This window comes from Clostridium sp. UMB9555A (assembly GCF_030222355.1).
GTDB lineage: Bacteria > Bacillota > Clostridia > Clostridiales > Clostridiaceae > Sarcina > Sarcina perfringens.
Genome location: NZ_JASORQ010000002.1, coordinates 248764 through 262780 on the forward strand (window position 1 = coordinate 248764; position 14017 = coordinate 262780).

General features: G+C 27.0%; 14 protein-coding genes. 5 read left to right on the forward strand and 9 right to left on the reverse strand.

The genetic code is table 11. The features are described 5' to 3' along the window. Positions 1 to 12 precede the first annotated feature (12 nt). The 6 genes from QP548_RS06325 to QP548_RS06350 form a co-directional block, all read right to left on the reverse strand. Positions 13 to 456 (reverse strand): hypothetical protein, encoded by a 444-nt coding sequence (locus tag QP548_RS06325; protein WP_284905057.1) that lies wholly within the window; start codon positions 454 to 456, stop codon positions 13 to 15. Between the two features lie 328 nt (positions 457 to 784). Next, complete coding sequence (locus QP548_RS06330) at positions 785 to 958, reverse strand: hypothetical protein (protein WP_284905058.1); 174 nt, start codon at positions 956 to 958, stop codon at positions 785 to 787. Positions 959 to 1216: 258 nt separating this feature from the next. Continuing rightward, positions 1217 to 1723 carry a hypothetical protein gene (locus QP548_RS06335; protein WP_284905060.1) on the reverse strand — a complete coding sequence of 169 codons (507 nt, stop codon included), beginning with the start codon at positions 1721 to 1723 and terminating at the stop codon, positions 1217 to 1219. 102 nt (positions 1724 to 1825) lie between these two features. Further along, the gene (locus QP548_RS06340) at positions 1826 to 2452 is read right to left on the reverse strand and encodes a helix-turn-helix domain-containing protein (protein WP_284905062.1); all 627 of its coding nucleotides are present in this window, start codon (positions 2450 to 2452) and stop codon (positions 1826 to 1828) included. A gap of 115 nt (positions 2453 to 2567) precedes the next feature. Further along, positions 2568 to 2714: a hypothetical protein gene (locus QP548_RS06345; RefSeq protein WP_175582879.1), complete on the reverse strand. Its 147-nt coding sequence runs from the start codon at positions 2712 to 2714 to the stop codon at positions 2568 to 2570. Positions 2715 to 2884: 170 nt separating this feature from the next. Beyond that, a complete protein-coding gene (locus QP548_RS06350; protein WP_061427649.1) occupies positions 2885 to 3916 on the reverse strand; it encodes a M42 family metallopeptidase in 1032 nt (343 codons plus the stop codon). Positions 3917 to 4058: 142 nt separating this feature from the next. On the opposite strand from QP548_RS06350, the gene QP548_RS06355 reads away from it, so the two are divergent. After that, a complete protein-coding gene (locus tag QP548_RS06355) occupies positions 4059 to 4970 on the forward strand; it encodes a radical SAM protein (RefSeq protein ID WP_061427648.1) in 912 nt (303 codons plus the stop codon). A gap of 44 nt (positions 4971 to 5014) precedes the next feature. Here QP548_RS06355 and QP548_RS06360 read toward each other — a convergent pair whose 3' ends face one another. Together QP548_RS06360 and truA are read right to left on the reverse strand one after the other, a co-directional pair. Further along, the gene (locus QP548_RS06360) at positions 5015 to 5725 is read right to left on the reverse strand and encodes a Crp/Fnr family transcriptional regulator (protein ID WP_061427646.1); all 711 of its coding nucleotides are present in this window, start codon (positions 5723 to 5725) and stop codon (positions 5015 to 5017) included. A 180-nt stretch (positions 5726 to 5905) separates the two neighbouring features. Next, positions 5906 to 6652, reverse strand: coding sequence for a tRNA pseudouridine(38-40) synthase TruA (gene truA / locus QP548_RS06365; protein WP_061427642.1), 747 nt, complete (start codon positions 6650 to 6652; stop codon positions 5906 to 5908). Between the two features lie 203 nt (positions 6653 to 6855). On the opposite strand from truA, the gene QP548_RS06370 reads away from it, so the two are divergent. Beyond that, entirely contained in the window at positions 6856 to 7581 is a 726-nt protein-coding gene (locus QP548_RS06370) for a tRNA 2-thiocytidine biosynthesis TtcA family protein (RefSeq protein WP_061429435.1), read from the forward strand. Between the two features lie 33 nt (positions 7582 to 7614). On the opposite strand, the gene QP548_RS06375 is transcribed toward QP548_RS06370, so the two are convergent. Then, entirely contained in the window at positions 7615 to 9486 is a 1872-nt protein-coding gene (locus tag QP548_RS06375) for a sensor histidine kinase (protein ID WP_061427640.1), read from the reverse strand. 401 nt (positions 9487 to 9887) lie between these two features. Here QP548_RS06375 and QP548_RS06380 point away from each other — a divergent pair, with 401 nt between their 5' ends. The 3 genes from QP548_RS06380 (at position 9888) to QP548_RS06390 (ending at position 13940) form a co-directional block, all read left to right on the forward strand. Further along, positions 9888 to 11396 (forward strand): YfcC family protein, encoded by a 1509-nt coding sequence (locus QP548_RS06380; RefSeq protein ID WP_061427638.1) that lies wholly within the window; start codon positions 9888 to 9890, stop codon positions 11394 to 11396. Between the two features lie 223 nt (positions 11397 to 11619). Beyond that, entirely contained in the window at positions 11620 to 13041 is a 1422-nt protein-coding gene (locus tag QP548_RS06385) for a spore germination protein (RefSeq protein ID WP_061427636.1), read from the forward strand. A 116-nt stretch (positions 13042 to 13157) separates the two neighbouring features. Then, entirely contained in the window at positions 13158 to 13940 is a 783-nt protein-coding gene (locus QP548_RS06390) for a Tim44 domain-containing protein (RefSeq protein WP_061427633.1), read from the forward strand. Positions 13941 to 14017: the final 77 nt, after the last annotated feature.

A 14017-nucleotide genomic window follows, 5' to 3' on the forward strand; every position in this document is an offset into this window, starting at 1 on the left:
TTTTAAAACCTCCTACCCTAACAAATCTTTTATAATATCAAAAATCCAAGGAAGAGCATAGAATCCACCAAAAGCCATAACATGTTTTAAAATTATTCCTCCTACTTCTTTAGCTTGGTTTTGCATCAAAGAAGTTAATATTTCTTTAGCAGCCATAATAATACAGAACCAATATCCAATATTTTGGACAAGCGTTAATAACGTTCTACCTAAACTATCAATTTTACTTGTATCTACACTAGCAGCGTAAACATTAGTTTGTACTATAAACATAGAAGCTAAGAAAAATACTATTATCATAGTCAATCTAGAATTCTTTCTACAAATTTTTTCTATAGATCTTGAAGCTTTCCTATTAAAGTAAATATCACTTAAAGTTAATTCTCCTCTATTTAATGCACAAAATTCTGGAATACTCATAGTAACAGTTTTATAACCTAATAATCTATTTAACATTATTTTTCCCTCCATAATGTATAAAGCATTTAAAAATAGGCATAATAAGAATATAATCAACAAATGTGAGGTGATTAAAATGACAACTATGTTTGCAATAGAATTAGCTCTTTTAGCTCTAAGTGCTGGAGCAAGAATAGCTGAAGTTTTGCTTTAATGTTATTTTTCAATTAATATTCTCATTAAATCAAAGAAAATAGTAACGTTTTAATATATACATGCATAGACTACTAGTGTACGTAGTAACGTAGTAGTTATTTGGCACATTTTCCACCCTATTGGAAGTGTGCCTTTTATTTGTTATTTTTGTATTTCAATGATATCTATTTTAATCATTGTTATTATCATTTCTTTTTTCATATAGAATATCCAAAGATATTCTTTTCTTCAAAATATCCTTTATCATACTTCCCGGTGCTGAATATGATTTTAAACGCTCATATAATTCTAACTCTTCTAAATCACCCTTTTTAAATTCAACCGGTATTATTAACCTATTCATTTTATATCCTCCTTTAATATTTTAGATTGCATTGCAAACCAAAGAATTATAAAGATTCACATTTTAAGGATTGCTTTAAATAGCATTGCGTATCTAATTTAATCATTTATTTCATTGATTTCTTTACTATCTACTATATCCTATGTATACGCTATAAAATTGTTACTATTTTTAAAAAATAAAAGCAAAAAAATAAAGGTATAGACTTTTTTTATAAATCTATACCTTTTAATTATATTTATCATTGATTGGTATTATTTATTTTAAATTAATCAGTGTCGGTTCTAATCCATTTCCAACAGGTGTATTATGCAATGATAAACTGTACCCTTCTAGCTTATCATTTAATGGTATTTCATAAGTAACTACTATTTTTATTTCTGTACTAGCTAATATAGGATCACCATAAGTAAACACATCATCTGTATTTAATATCTCCTTAGCCTTTATTTTTGACTTAGCCTTATTAGGATTTATTTTAGTTTCCGTTTTGTTTACCTCGTCATTTTTAACTAATTCAAACTGATATATTCCAGATTGAAAACCCTTTGAAATATTTTCTATGTTAAGTAATATACTTACACTTTGCTCCTGAGTTCCCTTTTCTACTAATACTTTTTCAATTTCTGCAATTAAATAATCGTCATAAGAAATAGGCTCATAACTTTGTTTCTGTACTGGTTTTATTTTATAACCTACAAATAAAATTACTATTGCTATAATTATGACAGATATAATTATTAATATCTTGGAATTCTTTTTCATAAATCCACTTCCTTTTATTGTATTTTTTTCTATATTATACAACAATTTTTAAAATTATATTATTCAATTAATAATAATTTAATATTTTACTACAAACCTCACTTATCTTATTTTAGGTTGTATTGCATAAACATCAAAATACTTTTTGTAATAATTAAACACTTTGTAATTCAATTTTTCAGCAAAAGTATAATAAACTTGCACTATCTCTCTAAATAAATTACTTACATTAGCTTTTTTCCATACACCTTTAGCAAGTTTATTATTAAAATTCTTTATACCTTCTTTTACATTCTTGTTGCTCATTAAAGTTAACATTTCTTTTATAGCTTTACTCTTATCAATATCAACATGCTTTCTAGCTAATCTTACATTTGTATTATTGTCTATATTATTCTGTTTAATTTCTTCTACAGTTTTAATATCTACTATTTCTGTCTTCTTAGCTCCTATAATATGTTTTAATTTAGTATATATATTATGGTTGCCTATTTGGGCTTTCTTCTTTTCTATGCTAATATAACGTAGTTCAGACAAGTGTTTTATTGCTCTTTTAACTGTACTTAAAGAAATATTTAGATTTATGCTTATAGTTTCTAAAGAAGGATAAGCACATTTTTTATTCTCATTGTAAAGACTTAATAAATATGTATATATTCTAAACTCATTTGAATTTATATTTTTATCTGTTATTAAACTCATATCTAACTTTAAAAATTGAATATTCATGTGATTATCTCCTTTCTTGTTGTTATATAGTTATGTTGTTATGTTTATTATATCAAATTAATTTATGTTGTCAACAACATAACAACAAAAAAAATAAATAAAAAAAGAAAGGCTTTTATTTATTGCCTTCCTTTTCTAAAACCATTCTTAATCCTTCTTCAATCAAGTCGTTTATTTTACACTCTTTTTCTAATGCTAAAAGTTTAATTTTTTTCATTAAATCACTATCTATAGTTGTATTAATCGCTTTTCTAGTACCCATTAGAAACCTCCGTATTTTTAATTAATATAATTATATCATATATTGTTATGTTGTTATATAGTTTCTATTAAAAAATAATAGAAAAATCTATTAATATTATTTATATATATCTAATTAAATATAAGTAAGGGTTTAATATGAGCCAACTTAAAAATGTCTTTATGATACTTTTAAAAAGCAAAAAAAATAAGCTTATGAAACCAATTATTATCTAATTTCATAAGCTTATTTTTCTCTGTTACTTTTGTGCGTACTCCAGGACCTATAAGGCCACCTTTTATATTATTTCCACCTCGTAAGGCAGCTCCAACATCTGAGCCATATCTAGGGTATATGTCTACTGCATAGCTTAAATTATTATTTTTAGCTAATTCTATAAGATCTGATGTAATTTTATAGTCATAAGGTCCACCTGAATCCTTTGCACAAATAGAAACATCATACTCTGTGCAACTTAAGTCATCACCAATGCATCCCATATCTACTGCTATAAATTCAGTTATATCCTCTGGCAAATATGATGCTCCATGTCCTACCTCTTCATATACAGATATAAAGATTTTTGTTTTATATTTAGGCTTTATATTTTCTCTTTTTAATAGCTCTAATAATCCTATTAAAGCTGATACACTTCCCTTATCATCTATAAATCTTGATTTTATAAATCCACTTTCAGTTATTGTTGTTTTTGGATCTATAAAAATAAAATCTCCATTATTTATTCCTAAGGCTTTTACATCCTCTTTATTTAAAACCCTTTCATCAATTCTGATTTCCATATTCTTAGGATCTCTAGGCTTGCTTGATGCATCATCAAATACATGTATTGATGGGCTTGTGCTTAAGAAAGTTCCAGTATACTCTTTTCCTTCCCTTGTTCTTATTATGCAGTATTCTGAATCTAAAGTTGGTACTATTGGACCTCCTACTAAATCAAACTTTAAAGTTCCCTTTGGTGTTATAGATCTAACCATAGCCCCTAAAGTATCTACATGAGCAGCTAATCCAATAACCTTTTCATCACTTTCTCCAGGAATAGTTATTACTCCGCATCCCTTATTAGTCAATTCTAGATTATATCCTAGCTCACCAACTATTGTTTCTACCTTTTCCATAATCTCAAAACAAAATCCACTTGGACTATGAAAACTTAAAATTTCTTTTGCTACATCTAAAATAAAATCTTTGTTTATACTTACCATATATTTCGCCCCCTCTATTTGTATATTAATTATAACATATAGGCTATATAATGCCATAAATCACTATTCTATTTTTAAGAATCTTGTTACTTAATCTCTTAAAATATATAATTAATATTGAATATAGATTAGAGGTGTTTTAATGGAAAATAAAGAACTATTAGAAGAATGTACTCTTTGCACTAGAAACTGCAAAGTTAATAGATTTAAATCTCTTGGGGTATGTAAGGCTAGTGAAAAAGTTAAGGTAGCTAGAGCGGAACTTCATCCTTGGGAAGAACCTCCTATTTCCTTTAAGAATGGATCTGGAACAGTATTTTTTTCTCATTGTAATTTAAAATGTGTTTTTTGTCAAAACCATGAAATAAGTCAAGATTTTAAAGGACTTGAAATATCAATTGAAAGGTTAGCAGAAATCTTTTTAGAACTTCAAGGAAAGGGAGCTGAAAATATAAACTTAGTTACTCCAACGCATTATGCAGTTCAAATACTAGAAGCTTTAAAAATAGCAAAAGAAAAAGGATTAAATATTCCTATTCTCTATAATACTAATGGATATGATAGTTTAGAAACAATAAAATTATTAGATGGTTACATAGATGTGTATCTTCCTGATTTTAAATATTTTAAGGATGATTATGCAATTAAATATTCAAAGATAAAAAATTATAAGGACAATTTAATTCCAGTATTAGATGAAATGTTTAGGCAGGTAGGTTCTCCAAAATTTTCAGAGGAAGGTAAACTTTTAAAGGGTATGATAATTAGACATTTAATGCTTCCAGGTCTTTTATTTGATTCAAAGAAAGTTATAGACACTATATTCTCTAAATTTGGAGATGATGTTTATATAAGCATTATGAATCAATATACTCCTATGAATAAGTCTTGTGATTATCCTGAAATAAATAAGCCTTTAAACCCTAAACATTATGAATCTCTTATAGATTATGCAGCATCTTTAGGAATTAAAAATGCATTTATACAAGAAAGTGGAACTAACTCAAAGGCATATGTTCCTTCTTTTAAATATGAGGGAGTTATGAAAAAATAGAATTTTTTCTAAAAATAAAATAATTTCATAGGAAACACTTATTCCTATGAAATTATTTTATTTAATTTTTCTATGTCTTTTATTATTAGAGATTTATTCCCTCTAATTTCTATTAATCCTTCGTGCTCAAATATAGAGAGTTTTCTACTCATTGTTTCTCTAGTTATACCACAATAATTAGCCATATCCTCTCTATTAATTGGTAAATCAATAAATATTTCCCCATTTTCTATTTTGCCATATTTTCTCTTAAACTCTTTTAACATATATGCTATTCTAACTCTAACATCATTAGTTACTAATTTATGAGCAAATTCTTCAGTATCCTTTAAACGATTAGTTAAGGATTTCAAAACAACTATAGCTATTCTTGGATTTTCTTCTAAAACACTATCAACTTTATCCTTATCTACGGCACAAACTATAACATCATTTAAAGCAATAGCATTAAATAAAATTCCTCCCTCATTATTAAAGAGGCTTGTCTCTCCAAAATAGTCCCCTACAGAGAATATGTGCATTATTTGCTCTTTTCCTCCCTTAGTAAGTTTTGATGTCTTTACACTTCCCTTACTTATTAGAAATAGCTTCGAAAGTTTTTCACCTTCATAACATATATATTCCCCTTTATTAAAATGAAAACATGTCATTCCAGTAGCTAATTTATTAAATTCTTCCTCTGTTAAATCCTTAAATATAGTAAGCTCCTTGTTGCATAAACAACTTTTATAGCCCTTGCAATCACATTTTTTCATAGCTCTCTCCTAACTTCTTATTTGTAATTCTATATCCTTAGTATTAATTATAATATATTTATTCATAATTTTTTACCATTAATTTATTTAATATTTATTGATAAGTTATAAAATTAAAAGACTGTATAAAAGAAAGTAAATATAAATTAAAATTTATAAGCCTTTTATACAGCCTTTTATTTAATAATTTAATTCTAAAAGACAAAGTCCATGGGCTGGTGCTTTCTCTGAAGCTTTTGCCCTTTCCTTAGCTTTAAGTATATCATCCATATATTGTGGTTCAATCTTTCCAAGTCCCACATCTACTAAAGTTCCTACTATTATTCTAACCATATTTAGCAAAAAGCCATTTCCATTTATCTTTATCCTTAATATATTATTATTTTCATGAAATTCAATGCTATTTATAGTTCTTAAAGTTGATTTGTTCTTTGACTTTAAACTTGTAAAACTCTTAAAGTCATGAGTGCCTAATAAATATTTTGCTCCTTCTTCCATAGCTTCTAGGTCTAACTTCTCTTCAACATGCCATGCATATTTTCTTAAAAATACATCTTTGAACTTATTGTTATCAATAGTATATTCATAAGTTTTAGACTTAACATTAAATCTAGCATGAAATCTTTCACTTGCTTCTCTTATTTCCTTTACCCTTATATCCTCAGGTAAATATTCATTTATGTGTTCAATAATTTGTTCTAGAGTCATAAGAGAATTTGTTTTAAAACTTGCTACATAATTTTTTGCATGTACACCACTATCAGTTCTTCCACAACCAATTAGTTGAATCTCTTCATTAGTCATTTTAGTTATCACTTTTTCTAATTTATCTTGAACTGTGGAAACATTACTTCCCTTTTGGTTTTGCTTTTGCCATCCCTTGTACTTACTACCATCATAATCTAAAGTAATTTTTATATTCCTCATTTTAATTTCCTTTCAAAAATAATTTAAATATATAAATTTAAATTTTTAATTTTAATACTTTATTTAACCTGTTAAAATTGTACTATCAATTTAAATATCTGACAATAAATTTAATTTTATTCTAAAATTTTCACTCTTTTAATTTTCACCTTTTTATTATAAGATAATTAAATAAACATTAAGAGGTGATTTTTATGAAAACCATGCAAAAATTATTAAGTAAAACTAGACAAGCTATAAAAGAATATAACCTTATTGAAGATGGTGATAAAATAGCCGTAGGACTTTCTGGTGGAAAGGATAGTCTAACACTTTTACATATATTAAAAAACTACCAAAGATTTTCTCCTGAAAAATTTGAATTAATAGCTATAACTTTAAATCCTGGAGGAGTTGATAATAGTCCATTACATAATCTTTGTAAAAATCTAGATGTTCCTTTTTATGAAATTCAAACAGATATAAAGGAAATAGTTTTTGATATAAAGAAAGAAAAAAATCCATGTTCTTTATGTGCTAATCTTAGAAGGGGCGCATTAAATGATAACGCTCAAAGACTTGGTTGCAACAAAGTTGCCTTAGGTCATCATAAGGATGATGCCTTAGAAACCCTAATGCTTTCAATAAGCTATGAAGGAAGAATAAACTGCTTTTCTCCTAAAAGCTTTATGCATAAAAATAACTTAACTCTTATAAGACCTATGGTGTTTATTGAGGAAAGCCAAATAAGGAAGGCAGCATCAGAATATAATTTTCCAATAATAGAAAATCCTTGTCCTGCAGATGGTAAAACTAAAAGAGAAGATATGAAAAGCCTTATTAGAAATTTAGATAAAACTATGCCTGGCTTCAAGAAAAATTTATTTAAATCTTTAACCAATACAGATCAAATGTTTATATGGGATAAAGAAACTGTTAGAAACATGTAAAAAAAAGCTGTATCAATTGATACAGCTTTTATTCTAAAGACTATAAATATCTGATAACTCTACTTTGTAAAGTTCTTCTCTGTTTTCTCTTTCACAGGATGTTAAGGCTATCTCCTCTAAAGTTTCAGTTGCAATCTTTTTAATTGGAAGTTTTACTATAAACTCTGTTCCTTCTCCTAGTTCACTATTAACCATCATTTCTCCCCCATTAATTTTCACAAGTTCATTAGCTATAAAAAGTCCTATTCCACTTCCTTCATTAACCTTGGTTAGCCTATTATTTATTTTCTTAAATCTATTAAAAAGCAAATCTATTTTATCCTTTGGTATGCCGATTCCTGTATCTTTAATACTTATATTTACATATTTTTCATCAAAACTCATAGTTACATCTATACTGCCATTCTCTCGATTAAACTTTATAGAATTTGATAAAATATTTAATAATACCCTTTCTAAATGATTCAAATCAAAAGCAATTATTTTTTCTTCCTCTTCTGTATCAAAGGTTATGGAAATTTTATTTTTTTCAGCAAATTCGCATATAGACATTGTTATATCTTCCACACAACTTACTATATCATGATTTTTAATATTAATATTAAAAAAGCCAGCTTCTAATTTTGTGCTATCTATTAAATTGTTTATTAGCTTTAACAGTCTAAAAACATTCTGTTGTGCCACTTTTATATAATTAATATAACTATTTTCATCTCCATCCATATAATTTTTCAATTTTAATTCTAAAAGTTGAAGTGCACTGTATATTAAATTTACAGGTGTCTTAAATTCATGAGATATATTTGCAAAGAACTCCATTCTAAGCTTTTCCATCTCATTATTTTTTTCTATAGTATCTGTAATATCATTTATAACTATGATTCTCCTTATAGATTCTCCATTTTCATTTTTTATAGAGTTTGCTCTAAATAAAACATTTCTAACTTCATTGTCTGCCCTAACGATTCTAGCCTTCTCCATAAAAAAATCCCCAAAATCAATATTATTAAATTTATATCTATCTTCAGGATGAATTCTATCTAATTTTACAATCATGCTTCTCTCTTTATATACTTCTTTACAATTTAATCCATATAATTTTTCAAAAGCATGATTTACATAAATAGTTTTTTCTCCTTCTTTTATAATTACAACATCATCTAAGTAATTAAGAACTTCAAAAAACATCTTATCATTTTTCTTAAGTCTATGCTCTATAGCTTTTTTATAAGAAATATCTCTTGTTAGTCCAATTATACCCTTAATTTCATTGTTTTCATCAAAATAAGGAGATTTTACAGTCTCTTCTAAATATCCCTCTTCACATTCAAATCCCCATTCTTCACCATAAACTTTCTTTTCCCTTGAATTAATAACTTCTTTATCTGTTTTTAAAAATGTTTCTACCTTGCGTGGATCATCAAAAAATATATCTTTATCAGTTTTTCCAATTATATATTTTTTCTCAATTCCAACTTTATTTTCAAAAGCTTTATTACAATTTATATATCTTCCATCAATGTCCTTAAAAAATACATAATCTGTTAAAGAATCTAAAAATAAATCTAACATGTCTTTTTCTTTTTTTAGATTAAATTCTAGTTTATTATGTTTCTCCAATAAATATTTACTAAACCAAATAATCACATAATCATTATTAAGAAACTTTAAACTAAGGTTTTCCTTTAAATCTTTATAATGTCCTTCTCCCTCAATATTGCTTATACTAAATATAGTTTTAAAATCTATATCACTACCTAGTACTTCACTTAATAACTTACTATTAAATTCTTTTATGCTAGATTTAATTACAAATAAATCATTAAAGTCTTTATCATCTAGTTTCCCATAAATATACTCCATAGGACATGATTTTAATATTTCTTCAAAATTAAAATCCTTCATATAATATAACTCCCCTTTAAGTTATGAAATCAACTATTTTCAAATTAAAACATTATTTCCCTTATTTAATCTTTATTATATTCACTTTGGAACTTTAAAACAATACATTAAATTTATTTTAATTATGTAAAAATATGATAACATAATATATTAAATATATTTTCTACATTAAATTTCACATTAAGTCAAGTTCAAATTATTTCATTTAAAGTTAATTAATAGTATATATATATTTGTTTAATCACTAATTCATTATTTTAATAATTTTTTCTGATTTTACCACCAAATTACAAAAGAGTATAATTAAAATAATATAATTATTTAATTGATAAAGTTTATTTATTAATATTATTAATTGTAAACTTTATCAACATAAAAAAGCTTAAGAGGAGGTAAAAAAAATGAGTAAAAAGAAAAAAATTTCATTTCCTACAGCCTTTACTGTATTATTTATTGTTTTAATCTTATCAGCTGTTTTAACTTATTTGATTCCAGCAGGGTCATATTCAAAGTTATCTTATAATGAAGCTGAAAATATGTTTATTGTTACAAATCCTCAAGGGGAAAGCACTAAGGAAGCTGCAACCCAAAATACCTTAGATGAACTTGGTATAAAAATAGACTTAAGTAAATTTACTGACGGAAGTATAAGTAAACCAATAGCTATACCAAACACTTATGAAAAGGTTGCGCAAAATCCGCAAGGTATTGCTCAAATAATACAAGCTCCTATTCAAGGAACTTATGACACTATAGATATAATTATGTTCGTTCTAATAATTGGTGGAGTAATAGGGGTTTTAAATACAACTGGAGCATTTAATGCTGGAATTGCTAGCCTTTCTAAAATAACTAAGGGAAAAGAATATATACTTATAATATTATTATCAATACTTATTTCTCTTGGTGGTACTACTTTTGGATTGGCAGAAGAAACCATTGCTCTTTATCCAATTCTGCTCCCAATCTTCCTAGCTTCTGGTTATGATGCTATAGTTTGTATAGCCACAATATACATGGGTTCATCTATAGGAACAATGTTCTCAACTGTAAACCCATTTTCTTCAGTAATAGCTTCAACAGCTGCTGGAATAAGCTTTAAAGAAGGCCTTGATTTTAGGATGATAGGATTAGTTTTAGCTACACTTATAACAATAATTTATATACTTAGATATGCTAAAAAAGTTAAAAATGATCCTTCTAAATCTCTTGTATATGACCAAAAAGATGAAATAGATTCTAAATTCCTTCATGAATCTAATAATGATGTGCCAGTATTTACTTGGAGACTTAAACTTATGCTTTTAATCTTCGCTGGTTCATTTATAATTTTAGTTTATGGAGTTTCAGCTAAAGGATGGGGATTTATACAAATGACTGCTCTATTCCTTGTAGTTGGAATAATTTTAGGATTCCTTTCAGGACTTGGAGAAAAGAAATTTGTTAATACATTTATAGCTGGTGCTGCTGATTTAGTAGGAGTTGCTTTAGTTATAGGTGTTGCAAGATCTATAAACTTAATACTTGAAAATGGTAAAATATCAGATACTTTACTTTATGTATCCTCAAATGGAATTCAAGGTATGGATAAAAATATATTTATAATATTAATGCTTGTTATATTCACAATCTTAGGATTCTTTATTCCATCTTCATCTGGTCTTGCTGTTTTATCAATTCCAATAATGGCACCACTTGCAGATACAGTTGGTTTACCAAGGGATGTTATAGTTAGTGCTTACCAATTTGGTCAAGGATTAATCTCCTTTATAACTCCAACAGGATTAATTCTAGCTACCCTTGCTATGGTTGATGTAACCTATAATAAATGGCTGAAATTTATTATGCCTTTAATGGGAATTATAGCAGCCTTTGCAGCATTACTATTATTAGTACAGGTACATTTTTAAAAGATTAGTTTATTAAAATAACTTTTTTATAAAACTTACAAACAATATGAAAATTATATAGATAAGCTTTTGAATTTAAATTCTTAGGAAAATCTATTAATTTTCTAAATATGTTTGTAAGTTTTTTTATTATAAGAATACTAAACTATAAAATTATTATAGGAATATTATTTATTCTCATTTGAAATAATAAGTTTATATTATTTACTAAGGAGGAATTTTTTTGGACTTAACATCAAATTTTGATAAAAATATAAATACTTTATCTAAAGCTTTAAGGGTTGGGAAAAGTTTTGATATAATCGAACGTTCAATAATAATTGGGGATAAAAAAGCCACAATGTATTATATTGATGGATTTGTAAAAGATGACATAATGGAATTAATCATGAGTGACTTCTTTTCCTTAAGCAAAACTGAAATGAACTTAATAAAATCACCTAAGGATTTTATGAGAAGACAAATTCCCTATGTAGAAGTAGCTGAAGAAGTATCAATAGATAAAATAGTATCTCAAGTTCTCTGTGGACAGACAGCATTAATTTTAGAAGGATTCTCCAGTGCAATAATGATAGATTTAAGAACCTATCCAGTTAGAGGACCTCAAGAACCAGAAACTGAAAAAGTATTAAGGGGTTCTAGGGATGGCTTTGTAGAGACCATTGTATTTAACACTGCATTAATAAGAAGAAGAATAAGAGATCCTAGACTTACCTTTGAAATGATGTCTATCGGAAATGTATCAAAAACAGATGTGGTTATATCATTTTTAGACGAGGTAGTTGATAAAAAAACTCTTAATCTAATAAAAAAGAAATTTGAAAACTTAGATATACAAGCATTAACCATGAGCGAACAAAGCCTTGTTGAATCTCTTTCAAATGCCTCATGGTATAATCCATTCCCTAAGGTTAGATACACAGAAAGGCCTGATGTTGCAGCTGCCCATATAACTGAGGGAAAGATAGTTATTATTATAGACAACTCTCCTTCTGTTATAATTTTACCAACTACTATCTTTGATTTTATACAGGATGTTGATGATTATTACCTTCCTGTAATAACAGGTAATTTTATTCGTTTAATAAGAAATTTTATACTAATTTCTACTATTTTTATAACACCACTTTATTTACTTTTAATCCAAAATGCCTATAGAATACCTGATTACTTAAAATTTTTATTGCCTGTTGATGGATATAAAGTTCCATTGATAGTTCAATTTTTACTTCTTGAAGTTGCAGTAGATGGATTAAAACTTGCCTCTTTAAATACGCCAAATGCCCTTGGTATGTCCTTATCTGTTATTGGTGGATTAATACTTGGTCAATTTGCTGTAGATACTGGGTGGTTTTTACCACAAACCATATTATATATGGCCATAGTTACACTAGGAAGCTTTTCTCAACCTAGTTTAGAACTTAGCTATGCCTTAAAATTTTGGAGAACTCTCCTACTCATATTAACAAGCCTATTCAATGTAATAGGATTTTTTGTAGGATTAATAATAGGAATAGTTTTAATTACAAGCAATAAAACTTTAACTGGTGATTCCTATCTTTATCCTCTTATTCCTCTTGACTGGAAAGCACTTAAAGCCCTTATATTTAGAGTAAGATTAGTACCTAAACAAAAAGAGGAATAATAAAAAGTTATTAATTTTCTTAAATTTTCATTTAACAAATAATATTTAATAAAAAAAGAAGGATTTTGTTAAATATTGTAGTAATTAATACTCTATAGGAGTAAGGAGGACAATAAATGAAAAATTTAAGAAAGATTTTAAGTATAATGTTAGTTCTATTATTTTTAATTCCATCCACAACAGTTCTTTGTCGTGCCGGCGGTGGTGGGGGCGGCGGAGGCGGTGGTGGTGGAGGTGGCGGCGGTGGTGGGGGAGGAGGCTCTTCTTCACATAGCTCTCATGGAAGCAGCTCAAGCTCCCCTTATGGAAATATGATTGACTTCTTAATATTAGGTTCATTCATAGGAATAAATTTCTTGTTTGTGAAAAACGGAAGTGTATCTAGATATAAAGTTTATTCTAAAAAAAGAGAAGCTATGTCTACTCTAAAAGACTTTGAGATTGAAAATCCAGCATGGAATTTCTATGAAATAGAAACTCAGATTGAAGAATCCTTTCCTCTAATTCAAGAGGCTTGGATGAATAGGGATTATTCACCTGTAAAACATTTAATGACAGATAACTTTTTTGATACTCATACTGTAAAAATGAATTGGATGCTTTTAAAGAAGGAAAAGAACATCTTATCTGATGTGGAATTAAAGAGTGTAACCCCTATATTAGCAGTAGAAAATGATGAAAATGGAGAGGATTTTATTTGGGTTTTATTAAGGGCTAAAATGATTGATTACACTATAAATGAAGAAAATAATTGCATAATTGATGGTGATTATTCAACAGCAAATTCATTTGAAGAATTCTGGAAGTTTATAAGAAAAGAGGATAAATGGTTAGCTGATACAATACTTCAAGTAGATGATATTGAATCTCTTGACTACTTTGATAAATTGAAGCCTTAATAAAATTAAACTTCATTAAAATAATTTATAAATAATAATTATAAAAACATTATGGAAATTTATAAACATCAAACTAA

Bases quoted from the DNA above. Each gene is read 5' to 3' on its own strand.
- QP548_RS06325 (WP_284905057.1), bottom strand. From the start codon at position 456: ATGTTAAATAGATTATTAGGTTATAAAACTGTTACTATGAGTATTCCA.
- QP548_RS06345 (WP_175582879.1), bottom strand. From the start codon at position 2,714: ATGGGTACTAGAAAAGCGATTAATACAACTATAGATAGTGATTTAATG.
- QP548_RS06370 (WP_061429435.1), top strand. From the start codon at position 6,856: ATGCAAAAATTATTAAGTAAAACTAGACAAGCTATAAAAGAATATAAC.
- QP548_RS06360 (WP_061427646.1), bottom strand. From the start codon at position 5,725: ATGAAAAAATGTGATTGCAAGGGCTATAAAAGTTGTTTATGCAACAAG.
- QP548_RS06330 (WP_284905058.1), bottom strand. From the start codon at position 958: ATGAATAGGTTAATAATACCGGTTGAATTTAAAAAGGGTGATTTAGAA.
- QP548_RS06350 (WP_061427649.1), bottom strand. From the start codon at position 3,916: ATGGTAAGTATAAACAAAGATTTTATTTTAGATGTAGCAAAAGAAATT.
- QP548_RS06380 (WP_061427638.1), top strand. From the start codon at position 9,888: ATGAGTAAAAAGAAAAAAATTTCATTTCCTACAGCCTTTACTGTATTA.
- truA (WP_061427642.1), bottom strand. From the start codon at position 6,652: ATGAGGAATATAAAAATTACTTTAGATTATGATGGTAGTAAGTACAAG.
- QP548_RS06335 (WP_284905060.1), bottom strand. From the start codon at position 1,723: ATGAAAAAGAATTCCAAGATATTAATAATTATATCTGTCATAATTATA.
- QP548_RS06390 (WP_061427633.1), top strand. From the start codon at position 13,158: ATGAAAAATTTAAGAAAGATTTTAAGTATAATGTTAGTTCTATTATTT.
- QP548_RS06340 (WP_284905062.1), bottom strand. From the start codon at position 2,452: ATGAATATTCAATTTTTAAAGTTAGATATGAGTTTAATAACAGATAAA.
- QP548_RS06375 (WP_061427640.1), bottom strand. From the start codon at position 9,486: ATGAAGGATTTTAATTTTGAAGAAATATTAAAATCATGTCCTATGGAG.
- QP548_RS06355 (WP_061427648.1), top strand. From the start codon at position 4,059: ATGGAAAATAAAGAACTATTAGAAGAATGTACTCTTTGCACTAGAAAC.